Source organism: Cognataquiflexum aquatile (genome assembly GCF_003316845.1).
Classification (GTDB): domain Bacteria; phylum Bacteroidota; class Bacteroidia; order Cytophagales; family Cyclobacteriaceae; genus Cognataquiflexum; species Cognataquiflexum aquatile.
Genome location: NZ_QMIK01000001.1, coordinates 1,098,453 through 1,114,669, shown reverse-complemented (window position 1 = coordinate 1,114,669; position 16,217 = coordinate 1,098,453). Strand labels below are relative to the sequence as shown.

Below are 16,217 nucleotides of genomic sequence, written 5' to 3'. Positions count from 1 at the left end.
GATTCTCAGAATATCTATCCCAGGCTAAGTTATTACAATTGTAACCTTCGCCTTCATTGCCCTGCGCCATAAACAAATAGCTTTAGTTTAATAGCGAATCTTTAGTAAAACCAGTTTTTAGGCTTTATGCAAAAAACTTATTCTAAATTACTTAGTGTCTAAAAAAATCCTTTTTCTTCCCAAGTACCCCAGGATGGGGGCGAGTAGCCGGCTGCGGACTTATCAATTTTTACCTTCTTGGATAAAGGCAGGTTATGAGGTCAAAGTTTCTCCTTTTTTCAATGAATTTTACCTTAAAGAAAAATACAAAGGTCAAGGGGTTACCAAAAGCAATGTGTTGTCTAGCTACCTGAACAGGCTTTGGATATTGATGGGTTTTTGGAAATATGATTTGATTTGGGTTGAAAAAGAGTTGTTTCCCTTTTTTCCTGCATGGGCAGAGTGGGTATTGTCAAAGTTGGGCAAAGGTTATGTGGTGGATTATGATGATGCGGTGTTTCACCGTTATGACATGGCAAGGCGTCCGGTAGTGAGGAAATGGTTGGGAAAAAAAATAGATGGGGTGATGCGCCATGCCAATATAGTTTGGGCAGGGAATTCTTATTTGGGAAATTGGGCGACAAAGGCAGGGGCAAAAAGAGTAGTGATTTTACCTACTGTCATAAATCCTTTACGATATTCCTTTAAGGAATACACTTCTTCATATCCAGTTGTGGTAGGATGGATTGGTTCGCCTACCACCCTGAAGTATCTCAATGAGATCAGGCCTGTCTTGGAGAAATTAAGCAAAGAATTGGATGTGGTGATTCATGTGGTGGGTGGAAACAGGGGTTGGCGGTTTGACGGGAGTCTAAAATTGATCCAATGGACAGAAGATGGGGAGGTATTTGCTATCCAAGGGATGGATATCGGTGTGATGCCATTACCCGATGATCCATGGGAAAAAGGGAAATGTGCTTATAAGCTGATCCAATATATGGCTTGTGGCTTGCCTGTTGTGGCATCTCCTGTTGGGATGAATGTGGATGTAGTTGTTCATGGCGAAAATGGATTTTTGGCCAAGACACAGGAGGAGTGGTATGGCTATCTCAAAATGTTAATTTTGGATGGGGAGTTGAGAAGGGAAATGGGAGGGAAGGGGTTTGCGTTGGTTAAGGAGCATTATACCATAGAGCGGAATTTTGAAGTAATTAAGAGGGAATTAAGTGGGAAGTAGGAAGAGACGAGAGGCGAGAAACGAGAATAGGTCGGCAGTCTCAGTTTTCAGTCAACAGCTCCGACAACAATTACAACCACCAGAACAATTACAACCACTTGAAAGAGACCCTTCGTTCCTCAGGGTGACGTTCGACAACCTGATAACGCGAAGCAGGCAACCGGACAACAATTACAACCACTAGAACAATTACAACCACTAGAACAATTACAACAATCACAACCAATACTACCCCTGAATAAGACAAAGAACCTTCTTTTTGTAACCTGGGATTCGGAAAGTACGAATTACCTGGAATCTCTGTTTTTTCCGATTTTTAAGGGATTACAAGAACATGGGGGTATCCGTGTGCATGTGGTGCAATTTTCCTGGGCAAGTCAAATTGAAGTTCAGCGGCTGACTGACTTGGCCGCTTCCCTTGATATCACTTATATCCAACACCCGATCCACCGCAAACCGGTGGCTTCCATCGGGGCGCTTTGGTCTATTTATCAAGGTACTTTTTATATCAAGCGGTATATTCAAGAGCATCATATCGAGATATTGATGCCCCGGTCGACGATGCCTGCGATGATGGTCAATAGACTTTGGGCTTGGCTTCGCAAACAGCCCGTTTCTTTGGTTTTTGATGCAGACGGTTTTCCTTTAGAGGAGCGGGTGGACTATGTAGGATTGGATCCCAAGGGAAATCAGTACCGGTTTTTAAAAAATGAAGAGAAGAAGATTCTTCATCGTTCACATAAAGTATTGACAAGATCAAAAAGGGCAATGGAAATCCATGTGGCAAACATTGGTATTTCACAGCGTTATAAATTTTATGTAGTAGGAAATGGACGTGACAGCAAGATTTTTCAACCCGACCTTGAAAGCCGGTTGAAGATCCGTCAGGAGTTGGGGATTATGGATAAGGACTTGTTGTGGGTTTATACCGGAACTGTTGGTCCCCAATATATGGTAGATGAGATGTTGGGGTTGTTTGAAAAGCACCATTTGGCTCATCCACACTCAAAATTTCTGATTTTGACACGGAATCCCGGTTATGTGGAAGAAAGGATCCCCGACAACCTCCAAAAATCCATAGTCATCAAAAATGGGGCGTATTCAGAAATTCCATTTTACCTGTCTGCAGCTGACTTGGGTCTGAGTTTAAGGAAATCTGCACCTAGTCTTGCAGGGATTGCTCCTATCAAGCTTGGAGAATATTTTTTGTGTGGTTTGCCTGTCATTGCCTCATCAGGAGTGGGCGACACGGAGGAAATGCTAAAGGATAAGGATTTTTGTTTTCTTATGGATTCCTCCGACGGTGAGTTGTTTACGGTTCGGCTTCAGGAATGGCTTGGGGGATTGGGCAAGTTGGATAAAGGGAAAATCAGGGATTTTGGGATGGAGAAGTTTAGTCTCGAGAAGAGTGTGGAAAGTTATTTGGGAGTGTTGAATGCATAAAAAGGAATGTAGAATTCTGAATTCATAATGCAGAATAATAGGATTTGAGGTGATAGGGGTGGAAATGGTATTGATCTTTGGGCTACTGGTATTGTTACTTTGGTTGAATGTGAGGCTGGGTATAAAGATCGGTTTGTCCAAAATTCAGACGAATTTTCTGCAGGTCCTTTGCATTTATCATTTCCTGTTTTCCTTTGTTTTTAACTATTACCTTCAGAAAAACGGGGGTGATGCCATACGTTATTGGGAACTGACTGCTGACATATCCCAAAACCCTGTTTCTTGGATGGACTATTGGGGAAGCAGGACTTTTTTTATCCAATGGCTCAATTATATCCCTTCCAAGGTTTTTGGTCTGGGATTTTTGTTTGGCAATGTCCTGTATGCTTTTTTTTCCTTTTTGGGGATTAGGGAGATCTATTTGGTAGCGGTAAAATATTGTCCTGAAACCTCTTCCAAATGGATACAGATTGGTTGGTTGGGTTTGTTTTTCCTTCCCAATCTCCATTTTTGGTCAGCAGGAGTTGGCAAGGAAGCTCTCTTGGTATTGGGGATGGGTTGGGCTGTGAAAGGCATGGGGGATTTGCCGAGGCATTGGGTATTTTTGGTGTTGGGGGTATTGCTTTCATTTTGGGTACGTCCTATAGCAGGAGTGGTCTTGGGTGGCGTGGCGTGGGTTTATTTATTGTTTCAACCAGGGATTTCCCTTCCTGCAAAGTTAGCTGTCAGTATTTTGGTAGTGGCGGTTGGGATTTTGGCATTGAACAGGGTATTTGTCTCCATGCATTTGGAAGAATATTCTTTAGAGGCGGTTTTGCAATTTATTTCCGGGCAACAGGAGTTTTTGAGGGGATTTGGGGCAGGATCGGAGGTTCCCATGGAGGAATATGGCTGGGGCCAAAAGTTGTGGACCTTTTTTTTCAGGCCTTTCTGGCATGAAGTCAGGGATTTTTGGGATTTGGTAGCGGTGGTTGAAAACACCTTTGCCTTTGTTTTATTGATTGGGTTGGTTTTGGGTCAGGTGTATGCTTGGTATAAGAAAATAAGGTTATCTATTCCGGGGGTGTTTTATGCCGGGTTGGCCGTGATGGTGTTGATGGGGGTGGTGTATGCCTTGACGCTGAATAATCTGGGGATAATGGTGAGGATGAAGAGTACGTATATGGTTTTTTTGTATATGATAGGGGGATATGGTTGGGGTCTTTTGCATGATTCCACATCAAAGGCAATATGAGGATCAATCGGACCACAGTCCATGGTCGACAGTCCATAGCCGCGACAATAGAACTTCAATCCGAGTTTTTTATGGGTAGTGACAAGAAAGCAAACATATCCATCCGATATTGATGTAATATTCATAGATATTGATTTCGAAATAATGTAGAAATAAGGTTCAAATAAATTGAAATAACTGATATAAGTTGATATTGGATATTGATGGATATTTATTGAAATAAGGTAGAAATATGGTTGAAATACTGTAAATATAAAGTTGAAATACGGTAGATATAAGATTGAAATTATAGATATTAGTTGATATTGGATATTGGTGGATATTTAGTGAAATAAGGTAGAAATAAGGTAGAAATATTTTTGAAATAAAGTTGAAATAGATCAAACCTCAATTCTGTAAATCAGTTTTGATGCTAAAAATTATATCGCCGCAGGCATATATCAAAGTATATCGCGAAGCATATATCATTTTAGTTGCAGAGATCAAACCTCAACTCTGTAAATCAGTTTTGATGCTAAAAATTATATCGCCGCAGGCATATATCAAAGTATATCGCGAAGCATATATCATTTTTATATTGAAATAAGGTAGAAATATGGTTGATATAAGGTTGAAATATTTTTGGATAACTCATTAATGCATGATCCTGAGTAATTTCGAAATTCCCTTTTCAAATTAACCTCATTTGTTCGAGGTGGGCTGGATGATCCCGAAACTTCGGGAGGCCGGCACTGGCCTTGTGCGTGGATAAGGGATTAAAACGGGAGTTTTAATAGCCAGATTGTGCGGTAAACCGTCTTGACTTTTTGGGCTACTTTTTTTGTCAAGAAAAAAAGTAGCTAAAAAAATGATATTTATTTTTCTTTTTAGCATTGAGAATTCTTTGAAGGTTAGGATTTACTGCAGTCAGGCTACAATATGTTAGAATTTTAAGGAGGTAAAAACAATTGTATTGTAAGTAAAAATTTAATGATTTAATCATATCATTGTATTCTTTGAAATAATTTGGAAAGAGTTTAACTATTCTTGGATTTGATAGGGCCTATTTTAACAATTTCGTTGGATTTTGAACTCCACTGGGGAAGGTTTGATAAATATCCTGTGGAGAAGTGCCTTTCCTATTATTCGGAGACTAGAAAAGTTATTCCCAAAATCCTTGAACTGTTTGATAATCATGGAGTGCATGCCACTTGGGCGGCGGTAGGTGGGTTGATGGCTGAAAATGTAGAAGAATGGAGGCATTATTCGCCTAAGGTTTTGCCTTCTTATGAGGAGAAAGGGTATTCGGCCTACTCCTGGTTGGATTCCCAAAAAGAGATTTTTCCTGAAACACTGTTTGCACCCCAATTGGTCAAGGAAATTTTGCTAACCAAAGGACAGGAATTGGGTTGCCATACCTATGCCCATTATTATACCTGCGAAAAGGGTCAAGAATTGGCACAGTTTAGGGCGGATTTGAAGGCTGCCCAAAATCTGGCCGAACAAAAATTCAATACGAAGCTAGAGAGTCTTGTTTTTCCAAGAAACCAATATGACCCTCAGGTGCTGCAGGTGGCTTGGGAAGAGGGATTTAGAACCTTGCGCTCCAATCCGGCAGACTGGTTTTGGAAACATACTGAGGTAAGGAGTTTTGTGAAAAGGTTGTTCCGGACAGGCGATACGTTGATCCCGTTGGGAAAGGATAGTTTTTATCCTTTGCCTGAGGTAAATGCTGTTGAAGGGCCTGTTTTGCTTCCTACCTCAAGGTTGCTACGTCCTTATGTAGGCAACAGGATTAGTCACCTGCAACGGTTTTCACGGATCAAATCGGAGATGCAAAGAACTGCTGAAAAGGGTATGGTATATCACTTGTGGTGGCATCCGCACAATTTTGGTCACTTCCCCAAACAAAATCTTCAGTACCTGGAGGAATTGTTGGTTTTCTTTGATGGGCTTAGAGAAGAGTATGGGATGAAATCATTGAACATGAAGGAAACGGCGGAATTGGTGAGGGGGAATTAGAGAAGGGTAGTTGGGAAGAAAGGAAGTTGGAAGTACGATGACGTTATAATTCTGTTGAAAATGGGTTGTTAGGTAGAATGGGTAAATAAATAAAATTTAATTTCATATTAAAAAAACCATATTAATAGAAATATAAGTCTGAAATAAAGAAATATATTAATGGAATTTAAAAAAATACCCTGATTAGGGTATTTTTTTTTGTTTAGTCTTTTTTTACTTTTGGTTCGGGTGATTAAGCGATTTTTAGCATTGATTTTTTATCGAAAGATTTCTAAACTAGGTAGGGATTGTCAAAAGAAGATTTTTTAGCCCTACTTTATTTTTCTTTTTTTCTCCGCAATGGGCGTGATGGTTTAGCAAAGGGGAGCAATTAACTTACCACAGAGGGCGCAGAGTTCATTCATTCTGAATTTATCCTTCTTCATTCCTTTTCTCTGCGGCTCTGCGTGATATGATTGTTTTTTACCGCAATGGGCTCTAAGGTTTCGCAAGGGACGCAAAGTGAGGTCATGGATTTATCACCACTGAGGGCACAGAGGGCGCAGAGTTCATTCATTCTGAATTTATTCTTCTTCATTCCTTTTCTCTGCGGCTTTGCGTGATATGATTGTTTTTTACCGCAATGGATGCTAAGGTTTCGCAAGGGACGCAAAGCGAGGTCAATGATATTACCACGGAGGGCAGAGAGGGATCAGAGTTTTTGTTATTTGTTGGTTAGAGCCCTGAAGGGGCGGGATATCCAAGGGATGGGTGAAGCCCATCCATAGAAGTGTTATGGATTCTCGCGAGCCCTGAAGGGGTGGTATAATTTCTTTGTTAAGTTTCGCCCTTTCAGGGCTTTTGTGATTCATTCGTTATTGTTTATCGATGGGCTGCACCCATCGTTGGGATATTTCGCCCTTTCAGGGCTGAATGTAACTTACCGCAATGGGCGCTATGGTATCGCAATGGACATCAAAAAGTTATTCTTTCACCACAGAGGGCGCAGGAGACGCAGAGTTTTTGTTATTTATTGTGGTTAGAGCCCTGAAGGGGCGGGATTTCCAAGGGATGGGTGACATAAAAAGTTATTCTTTCACCACAGAGGGCACAGAGAGCACAGAGTATTGCAATATCTTGCTTAGAGAAAGGGCGGAACAATTTTTTCGTCAAGTTTCGCCCTTTCAGGGCTTTTGTGATTCATTTGTTATTGTTTATCGATGGGCTGCACCCATCGTTGGGATATTTCGCCCTTTCAGGGCTGAATTGAACTTACTGCAATGGGCGCTAAGGTTTCGCAAGGGACGCAAAGTGAGGTCAATGATATTACCACAGAGGGCACAGAGGGCACGGAGTTTTTGTTATTTGTTGGTTAGAGCCCTGAAGGGGAGGGATATCCAAGGGATGGGTGACATAAAAAGTTATTCTTTCACCACAGAGGGCACAGAGTATTGCAATATCTTGCTTAGAGAAAGGGCGGGATAATTTCTTGTTTAAGTTTCGCCCTTTCAGGGCTTTTGTGATTGATTCGTTATGGTTTATCGATGGGCTACACCCATCGTTGAGGTATTTCGCCCTTTCAGGGCTGAGTGGAACTTACCGCAATGGGCGCTATGGTATCGCAATGGACATCAAAAAGTTATTCTTTCACCACAGAGGACACAGGGAGCGCAGAGTTTTTGTAATTTGTTGGTTAGAGCCCTGAAGGGGCGGGATATCCAAGGGATGGGTGAAGCCCATCCATAGAAGTGTGGTGGATTCTCGCGAGCCCTGAAGGGGCGGAATAATTTCTTCGTCATGTTTCGCCCTTTCAGGGCTTTTGTGATTGATTCGTTATGGTTTATCGATGGGCTACACCCATCGTTGGGATATTTCGCCCTTTCAGGGCTGAATGGAACTTACCGCAATGGGCGCTATGGTATCGCAAAGTGGAGCAATTAACTAACCACAGAGGGCAGAGAGGGCACGGAGAAAAGATCCGAAGGCCAACCTATCCTTCTCAAGAAGCTGGATCTAATTTTTTTACCACCGAGCTCACCGAGGGCACAGAGAAAAGATTCATCATCCTTCATCCTTTTTCCTTCATCCTTTTTTGTTTCTCCTTTTTCTCAGCGCTCTCTGTGGTGATTAATTTTTTCGTTTGATTACCACCTAGGTCACACAGGGATCGACACTCCTTCATCCCTTTTCCTTCATCCTTCTGAATTCATCATTTTTCATTCCTTTTCTCTGCGGCTTTGCGTGAGGTAGTTTTTTCCTTTCCGTGGAAGAATTTCAAAATGGGGAATTTATTACCATATTTACTTTATTTATTTATATTTGAAGCCTTATCGACCCCGCTTAGTATTTATGAAGCAACTTACCCTCTGGATTGTTTTTTTACTTTTAGCAGTTTCCTGTATCAGCAACAAAAGGATCACCTACCTCCAAAATCTTCCTGAAAATGAACCCATTGAATTGGATGAGTTTATCCCCTTTGCAGAAGTGGAATATAGGTATATCCTACAGCCATTTGACATTGTAGACATTGATTTTGCTTCTTCCAATGAGGAGTTGACCAAGGCATTTGAATTTCAGGGCTCAAGAAGCATGAGAGGCGGAGTTGGCGGTGGAGCCGGAGGGGCAGGGGATATATTTTACTTTACGGGGTATTCTCTCGATCAGGAAGGGTTTATCCTTTTGCCAAAGATCGGGAGATTGAAAATCGCAGGGTTGAGTGAAGAAGAGGCAAGGGTCAAGGTTCAGGAAGAAATCAGGGCCTATTTCAAAGAAGAGGTGTTTGTGAAGCTCAGGATAGGAGGCATCCGTTTTACGGCTATGGGTGAGTTCAATGCTGGGGGACCTATGGTGATTATGAAAAACAGGGCGACCATTTTTGACGCCATATCCATGGCCGGTGAATCCAATATCCTGGCGAGAAAAAACAAACTGTTTTTGATCAGGCAATATGATGGGGGAACCAAAATCCATCAAATCAATCTGAATGACCGGGCATTGTTGGCATCGCCCTATTATTTTATACAACCCAATGATATCCTTTATTTGGAGCCTATGAAAATCAGGCAGATAGGCAATGCAGATAATTTTTCTGCTTCTTTGGGTTTGATCATTTCTGTAACGACTTCCTTGTTGTTGATTTTCGCATTAATCAGTGGTAATTTATGATTGACGGCAAAATAGATATTTCGAAGTTTGAGCAAGAAGCTAAGCCAATTGACATCAAGTATTACCTGATCAAATACTCAAGGTATTGGCCGTTGTATGCCACCTGTATATTTATTGCGATGGTATTGGTATTCCTTTTTCACAGGTACTCTTTAGAAGAATATCAGGTGCAGGGCAGTGTTTTGATCAAACCCAAAAATTCTCCTGAAGTACGGATATTGGACAGGTCCAACATTTTTTCCGGAGGAAATAACCTTGAAAACGATATCCTGCTTTTTAGCTCCAAAAATCTGGCTGAGGAAGCTTTGAAAAAAGTGCATTTTGAGGTAAGCTATTATGCTTCCACCAATATCAAGGAGGTAGAGTTGTATGATAAATCACCCATTAAGGTTTTGGTAGACTGGTCTGTCCATCAGGCCGAAGGGGGTACTGTCCATCTCACCAAGGTTTCAGATACAGAGTTTACCCTGACACAGGAGGACAAAACTTTTTTTGATTTTTTCAATTCCAAAAACAACCGGCCATTGGATGAGGCCATTTTGAACAAGACCTTTAAATTCGGGGAAGTCATTCTGTCTGACAGGTCCAAGTTTGTCGTCCAACAAGTAAAGGATATGGCAGTAGATGATAAACTCTATTTTATCATCCATAGTCCTGTGGATGTTTTGGATCGTTACTCTAGGGCAGTCACCGTGAGGCCTATCAATAACCTGGGAACGGTATTGCAGGTGACGATGGTGTCGCAGGTGGTGGAGAAAGGAAGGGATTATGTCAATGCCCTGATGGATTCCTACATTGAGTTTGACTTGCGCGAAAAGAACCGGATTACTGAAAACACCCTGAGGTTTATTGACGACCAAATGCATATCCTGGAAGATACCCTGAAGATGGTGGAAAGCTCCATGCTCAATTTTAAGGTAGATAATAAACTGATGGATGTCAATTCGGAATTTGGAGGTGTTTTGGGCAATATCCAAGAATTGGAAGGAATGATCCAAAACATAGATTTTGAGCTGAGTTATTATGAATCTCTTCAGACCTACCTCAGTACTAAAACCATGGATTATGGGGATATTATTGCGCCTTCAATTGTAGGCTTGAGTGACGGGTTTTTGAACGGCTTGATCCAAAGTTTGGTACAAGTGTCCATGGAAAGGCGAAAACTTTTGGCAGTAGTCAATGATAACCATCCCAATGTGGTGGTGTTGGATGAACAGATCAGCAAGCTGCGGGAAAACATTTTTGAAAATATCAACAACCTTGTTTCCAATACAAAAAGGAGAAAGGCCGAAGCCCAGAAAAAACTTTCGCAATTGGATGACAAATTTGCGCAGTTGCCTCAAACTGAATCTGATTATACCAAAATCCTGAGGCAGTTTAAACTCAGGGAAAACTTATATAATTACCTTTTGGAAAAACGGGCGGAGGCAGGCATTGCCAAAGCTTCCAACGTTTCAGACAATGCCGTCCTTGATTATGCCCGGAGGGGAAGTCTGATTTTTCCCAAGAAAACACAGAATTATGGATTGGCATTTGGGTTGGGTTTTTTCATTCCTTTATTGGTATTGTTTGCTTACCACTATCTCAATAACAGGATTATGGATCAGATCCAACTTAAGAATTCACTTCGGATTCCTTTGTTGGGAACCATTGGTTTGAGTAATAAGGAAACCAATATGATCGTGGCCGAGCATCCCAAGGCGATGGTATCTGAATCTTTCAGGTCCTTGAGGTCAGCACTTTTTTACATTGCCAGTGAGAAAAAGTGTAAAAAGATTTTGGTCACTTCGTCAGTTTCGGGAGAGGGCAAGACTTTTGTCAGTCTCAACCTTGCTGCTGCCATGGCTTTGAGTGGTAAGAGGACTGTGTTGATCGGATTGGATCTAAGAAAGCCTCGGATCGCGGATTATGTGGGCGTTGGGAACAAGGTAGGTTTGTCCTCCTATTTGGTGGATAGGTCGACCCAAGAGGAAATCGTAATCCAAACCAAATACGACAACCTGTTTATTGTCCCTTCAGGACCTATCCCTCCAAACCCTGCAGAATTGTTGCTGAAGGATAAGATGGCCGAGTTTCTCATTTATTTGGAAGGGCACTTTGATGTCATCGTCATGGATACACCACCTATTGGGTTGGTATCCGAGACCACTGACTTATTGCGTTTTTCGGACATCAATCTATATATCATCCGTCAGGATTATACCCACAAAAAGTACCTTTTGATGATCAATGACCTGTATGCCAACGATCAGGTGAGGGATTTCTATGCGGTATTTAACGGTATCCGTGCCGGGGGAGATGTGTATGATTTTGGAGGCTATAATTATGGGTATGGCTACAATTATTCTTACATGAAGAAAAACAATGTCACCGGAAACTATTACGAAGATGCTGAAGGGGAGAAGAAACCTACATTTTGGATAGATAAGTTTTTTGCGAAGTTTAGGGTGTAACGGAGCGTCATTCTGAGTGTAGCGAAGAATCTCAGGGGAGGTTGTAGTGGTTGTCTGCTTCGCGTTGTCAAGTTGTCCAGTTATCAGGTTGTTGTGGTTGTCAGCTTCGCGTTGTCAAGTTATCCAGTTGTCAGGTTGTATTTGTTGTAGTGGTTGTAATTGTTGTCTGCTTCGCGTTGTCAGGTTGTCGGGCGTCATCCTGAGGAACGAAGGGTCTCTGGTTGTAGTAGTTGTAATTGTTCTAGTTGTTGTAATTGTTCTAGTTGTTGTAATTGTTCTAGTTGTTGTAATTGTTCTAGTTGTTGTAATTGTTGTCGGGTTGTCAGCTTCGCGTTGTCAAGTTGTCGGGTTTGGTTCAGGCTTGATACTTGATACTTCGTACTTGATTCTTGATACTTCGTACTTGGTACATGATACTTCTTACTTGATACTAATTTCTGTTTACTTTCTCTTGTTGTGGAAAAATTGAAAAAAGTTGCTTTGATTCCTGCGCGGTATGCGTCTACTAGGTTTCCTGCCAAGTTGGTACAGGATCTATGTGGCATGTCGGTCATCCAGAGGACATATTTGAGTACAGTCCAAACCGGGGTTTTTGATCAGGTGGTGGTGGTGACAGACCATCAGGCAATAGCCGACCAAATTGTTGCTGTAGGAGGGGATGTGTTTTTCAGTACCAGGGAATTTGAAAGCGGTTCTGATAGGATTGCTGAAGCTGCACAGGCAATGGATGCTGGGATTTTTGTGAATGTGCAGGGGGATGAGCCTTTTCAGGATACCCAGTCGCTTTTGGACCTGACGGCTGTTTTTTCTGACCCTGAGGTAAAGGTGGCTTCTATGATGTTTTCCATTTCTGCTGCTGAAGCCCAAAATCCAAATGCTGTCAAAGTGGTTTTGGATAAGGATAATTTTGCGCTTTACTTTAGCAGAAGCCCCATTCCATATGTGAGGGAGAAAGCGGTGGAGATTTCCTATTGGAAGCATGTGGGGATCTATGCCTACCGCAAGGAATCCCTTTTGGCTTTTACAGGATTGCACAAGTCGTTTTTGGAAACCACAGAGATGTTGGAGCAGTTGAGGTTGTTGGAAAATGGGGTTCGGATCAAGATGGTACCGACCACCCATCAGGCTATTGCGGTTGATACCAAGGAGGATCTGGAAAGGGCAGTGGCGTGGTATATGGGGAGAATAAAATTTTAGAAGTATCATTATTTCTCAATAAAACCTTGCTTTTGAATCAAATAGCTCCTTTTCTTTTGTCACTTTTTGTCTTACCACAAAAAGTAACCAAAAAAGGCAAGAAATTTTAATCCTCCTCCACACTTGGCCTTCGCCGGCCCGGAAAAATTTCGTCCTCCCCGCTAGTGTTCCAAATTGAAATATTTTGAAAGAGTAAGATTTCTATATTCCAAACCATTATCAAGTAATCTTTGGTAAGAAAGCAAGAATGTATCTATGGTTCTTTTGGTCTAACGATTTATTGGCAGCTTTTTGGATGTAAAAAGAAAAAGCCCTTAGAACCTGGTTCCAAGGGCTTTTCTATGGCCTGTTGTATTGACTTCTTTCGAAAATCAATCATTTTTCTTACCGTCTTTTTTGGCTTTCTTTTCAGCTCTTTTTTCTTTGAGGTTTTTACCAGGCTTCTTTTTCTCTTCCTTTTTTACTGTTTTTTCTTTTGACATGGCTAGTAAATTTTATAAAAGTTAGGTTTAAATCCTCAAATCTCCAATGGGGTCATCAAGGATTATTTTTGCTTTTATCCTCCCACAAAGTTGCATCCACCTTTAATCACTTGAAGGTCTTTAAACTATCTTTTGGATTACCTTTTCGAGTTTTTGCTGTACATCACGGGCTAGGGGTTTGATTTTCTCATTTCCCATACCTCCCATGGCAGCCACAGGGTCAACGGCAGATACTTCTATTTCGCCAGATTCCAATTCACGCAGGGTCACATTACAGGGCAGGAGGGCACTCATGTGGGGATCAATGGTCAGCACTTTGTCAGCATAGACTGGATTGCAGGCACCCAAAATCAGGAAAGGCTTGTAGTCCTTGTCCAGTTTCTTTTTCATAGTGGCCTGTACATCGATTTCTGTCAGGACTCCAAAGCCTTCAGATTTCAAGGCTTCGGTGATTTTTTCCTTGACAGCAAGAAAATCTTGTTTTGGGAGGGTTTTTGAGATATGGAAGTTCATGGATATGTTGCGTTATTTTTATAAAAGTAAAGGATCAGGATTTTGTAAAACGTGATAATTGTTACGTTTTGGATTTCTTTTCAAAGTTTGCTCCTATTCAACAGGCTAAAAGAATTTCCAAAAATCGAAAGGTGTTGTTCAAAAAGTGAGATGGCTTCTATCCAAAGAAATTTTTTATTGCTCATTTTGGGGGTGAGTGCTGTTTTGGATCATCTGACCCAATAATTCCACCAATCTATTTTTGACTACCATGGGTTCGATCACCCTGACGAAATCCGCCAACATGACAATCCACCTTACAAAGCCCTCGAGGGAAGAGGTCATAAATGTCATTTCCACAGATCTTTCTTTGTATTTTTCAAATATAAATCCGTGATTATACCGCTGTACTTTCAGGTATTTTACGTCGGTTTTGGGGATTTCCAATACTACTTTAAGGAGGTTTTCGTTTTTGGCTTCCTTTTCCAAATACTCATTGAGAGAGGGGTGGATGGCCTGGAATCTTTCACTCAGTATTTTGAGGTTGATAACTCTATCCAGTCTGAAAGTACGGTAATCTTCTCTCAACCTGCACCATGCAATGAGGTACCACTGTTCAAAAGCATGGTAAAGCCCGACGGGCTCCACGATCCGTGAGGTAGTTTCTTCTTTTTCGAAGGTGGTGTAATCCAAATGGATCAGGAAATTTTTACCCAAACTGTCGAGGATAAGTTGGAGAATATTGCCTTTTTGGTGAAGTGTATTCCTGTTCCTGAACACACCGATCAAAGGTGAGATACTTTCCAAAGTATCTTTTTCAGAATTCCTTAGAACCGACTTGATTTTGGTGATGGCGGAATTGAAATGTTGGGCACTGCTTGTATCAGCTACCTTTTCATAGATTTTTTCAGCTACCAAAAAAGACATGGCCTCTTCTTTTGTAAACATAACCGGCGGAAGACGGTAACCTTCCAACAAAGAATAGCCCATTCCTGCCTCGCCAATAACCGGAATGCCCGCTTCCTCCAATGCCCTTACATCCCGGTAGACAGTCCTGAGACTGATACCAAAGCGGTCTGCAATCTCCTGCGCCTTGATGGTACGCTTGGATTGAAGATGTGTAAGGATAGCAGTAAGTCTGTCAAGACGGTTCATTATTAAAAAAAAGATGGTTCCTAAAGGTACTTTATTTCTGAAAAAATGTTTCCCGAAAATATTCCAATTTTTTTCAGACCCTACTGACATAGGGCTGTCACTGGGCTACTGTTTTTTTGAAGTATTAAAACAATGTTAAACATCACAACAAAAAGCATTATGGAAATCAAAGAAAAAGAATTGCCTATCATTTCCTCGGACCAACTTCTGGCTCATTGGCAGGGACACAGACAACTCACCAGAAGAGTTATCGAAGCATTTCCTGAGGATCAATTATTTTCATTCAGTGTAGGTGGAATGAGGCCATTTTCTGATTTGGCCAAAGAACTCTTGGGTATCGCCGTTCCGGGTATCAAAGGCATGGCCACAGATGTTTGGGAACCATTAGATGAAAACATGGAATTGAATGGAAGCAAATCCAAACTGCTTGAGGAATGGGACAAAGCAACCGGGGAATTGGATGAATGGTGGTCAAAAATCCCCTTGGACCACTTTCAGGATACCGTCGTGGCTTTTGGCCAATATGAAGACAAGGTGTATTGCAGTATCCTTTATTTTATAGACAACGAAATCCATCACCGTGCACAAGGTTATGTTTATTTGAGGGCATTGGGAATTGCACCACCGAATTTTTGGGAAAGATAAGAGAGAAGCGAGATGCGAGAGACTAGATGCGAGATTTGGAGTAGACAGTTTCAGTTGGTAGTTTTCCGATTTAATGTATAAGAGACAAGAAATTTGAAGCGAGAAACGAGAGACGAGAAGCTAGAAAAATGAGTTTTGTAAAATGGGAAAAGCCCGGAGACTTGCTCCGGGCTTTTTTCATGTATATGTAAATTTATAATACTAAACTTGGCGAACTACTCCGGGATCTGGATTTAACTTGTGAAAATAGATGTACGAAACCATGAGAACAGCCAGTATAAATATTGGGAAAAATGTCAGTGCATTTAGTCCATCTACCGCCCAATGGCTGATAAACGCAGCTACTAATTCAAAAGTAAGGCCGGCATAGGCCCATTCTTTCACTCTTTTTGGGATTGCTGGAATTATCAAAGCCAAAGATCCCATCACCTTAGCCACTGTCAGCATCACTCCGAAGTATTCCGGATAACCCAAATTCCTGATACCTTCCTTGGCTAATTCTGTGTGGCCTGTCAAGGCCGGCATCACACCTTCAAACAAGAATACGAAAGTGGTCGCTGTCCAGTAAATGATTTTGTCTTTTTTCATTTTGATTATAATGGTTGGCCAAAATTTATTCTTCAAAATTACCTGGTAGATTAAATTATTCCACTAGACGATTACGACATTGTTATAGGTCATTTGCGTCAATTTTTTTTCAATTAATCTCAATTATTTGTTTTGAAAATTCACCATCCAATTAATCCCAGACCTAT

At 41.3% G+C, this 16,217-nt stretch carries 11 protein-coding genes; 8 read left to right on the top strand and 3 right to left on the bottom strand.

Translation table 11 applies throughout. From position 1 onward, the window contains the following. Nucleotides 1–154: 154 nt before the first annotated feature. The 7 genes from DQW11_RS04570 (at nt 155) to kdsB (ending at nt 12,688) form a co-directional block, all read left to right on the top strand. A complete protein-coding gene (locus DQW11_RS04570) occupies nt 155–1,216 on the top strand; it encodes a glycosyltransferase family 4 protein (RefSeq protein ID WP_232826675.1) in 1,062 nt (353 codons plus the stop codon). Between the two features lie 354 nt (nt 1,217–1,570). Further along, nucleotides 1,571–2,659, top strand: a complete 1,089-nt coding sequence (locus DQW11_RS04565) for a glycosyltransferase family protein (protein ID WP_232826674.1) — start codon at nt 1,571–1,573, stop codon at nt 2,657–2,659. 64 nt (nt 2,660–2,723) lie between these two features. Further along, complete coding sequence (locus tag DQW11_RS04560) at nt 2,724–3,893, top strand: hypothetical protein (RefSeq protein WP_113922790.1); 1,170 nt, start codon at nt 2,724–2,726, stop codon at nt 3,891–3,893. A gap of 1,059 nt (nt 3,894–4,952) precedes the next feature. After that, on the top strand, nt 4,953–5,894 hold the full coding sequence (locus tag DQW11_RS04555; protein ID WP_232826673.1) for a polysaccharide deacetylase family protein: 942 nt from the start codon (nt 4,953–4,955) through the stop codon (nt 5,892–5,894). A gap of 2,328 nt (nt 5,895–8,222) precedes the next feature. Continuing rightward, a complete protein-coding gene (locus tag DQW11_RS04535) occupies nt 8,223–9,038 on the top strand; it encodes a polysaccharide biosynthesis/export family protein (RefSeq protein WP_113922786.1) in 816 nt (271 codons plus the stop codon). Next, entirely contained in the window at nt 9,035–11,491 is a 2,457-nt protein-coding gene (locus DQW11_RS04530) for a GumC family protein (RefSeq protein WP_113922785.1), read from the top strand. Before DQW11_RS04535 ends, DQW11_RS04530 begins: the two co-directional genes overlap by 4 nt. 456 nt (nt 11,492–11,947) lie before the next feature. After that, the gene (gene kdsB, locus DQW11_RS04525) at nt 11,948–12,688 is read left to right on the top strand and encodes a 3-deoxy-manno-octulosonate cytidylyltransferase (RefSeq protein WP_317047866.1); all 741 of its coding nucleotides are present in this window, start codon (nt 11,948–11,950) and stop codon (nt 12,686–12,688) included. A gap of 602 nt (nt 12,689–13,290) precedes the next feature. Here the strand turns inward: kdsB and DQW11_RS04520 are convergent. Then, nucleotides 13,291–13,683 (bottom strand): DUF302 domain-containing protein, encoded by a 393-nt coding sequence (locus DQW11_RS04520; RefSeq protein ID WP_113922783.1) that lies wholly within the window; start codon nt 13,681–13,683, stop codon nt 13,291–13,293. A 174-nt stretch (nt 13,684–13,857) separates the two neighbouring features. Continuing rightward, nucleotides 13,858–14,817, bottom strand: coding sequence for a helix-turn-helix transcriptional regulator (locus DQW11_RS04515; RefSeq protein ID WP_113923209.1), 960 nt, complete (start codon nt 14,815–14,817; stop codon nt 13,858–13,860). A gap of 132 nt (nt 14,818–14,949) precedes the next feature. Here DQW11_RS04515 and DQW11_RS04510 point away from each other — a divergent pair, with 132 nt between their 5' ends. Further along, a complete protein-coding gene (locus DQW11_RS04510) occupies nt 14,950–15,462 on the top strand; it encodes a DinB family protein (protein WP_232826672.1) in 513 nt (170 codons plus the stop codon). 201 nt (nt 15,463–15,663) lie between these two features. Here DQW11_RS04510 and DQW11_RS04505 read toward each other — a convergent pair whose 3' ends face one another. After that, a complete protein-coding gene (locus tag DQW11_RS04505; RefSeq protein ID WP_113922782.1) occupies nt 15,664–16,050 on the bottom strand; it encodes a DoxX family protein in 387 nt (128 codons plus the stop codon). Nucleotides 16,051–16,217 lie beyond the last annotated feature (167 nt).

Excerpts from the sequence above, each read along its gene's own strand:
- DQW11_RS04560 (WP_113922790.1), top strand. The coding sequence starts at position 2,724 with ATGGTATTGATCTTTGGGCTACTGGTATTGTTACTTTGGTTGAATGTG.
- DQW11_RS04535 (WP_113922786.1), top strand. The coding sequence starts at position 8,223 with ATGAAGCAACTTACCCTCTGGATTGTTTTTTTACTTTTAGCAGTTTCC.
- DQW11_RS04530 (WP_113922785.1), top strand. The coding sequence starts at position 9,035 with ATGATTGACGGCAAAATAGATATTTCGAAGTTTGAGCAAGAAGCTAAG.
- DQW11_RS04520 (WP_113922783.1), bottom strand. The coding sequence starts at position 13,683 with ATGAACTTCCATATCTCAAAAACCCTCCCAAAACAAGATTTTCTTGCT.
- DQW11_RS04515 (WP_113923209.1), bottom strand. The coding sequence starts at position 14,817 with ATGAACCGTCTTGACAGACTTACTGCTATCCTTACACATCTTCAATCC.
- DQW11_RS04510 (WP_232826672.1), top strand. The coding sequence starts at position 14,950 with ATGTTAAACATCACAACAAAAAGCATTATGGAAATCAAAGAAAAAGAA.
- DQW11_RS04505 (WP_113922782.1), bottom strand. The coding sequence starts at position 16,050 with ATGAAAAAAGACAAAATCATTTACTGGACAGCGACCACTTTCGTATTC.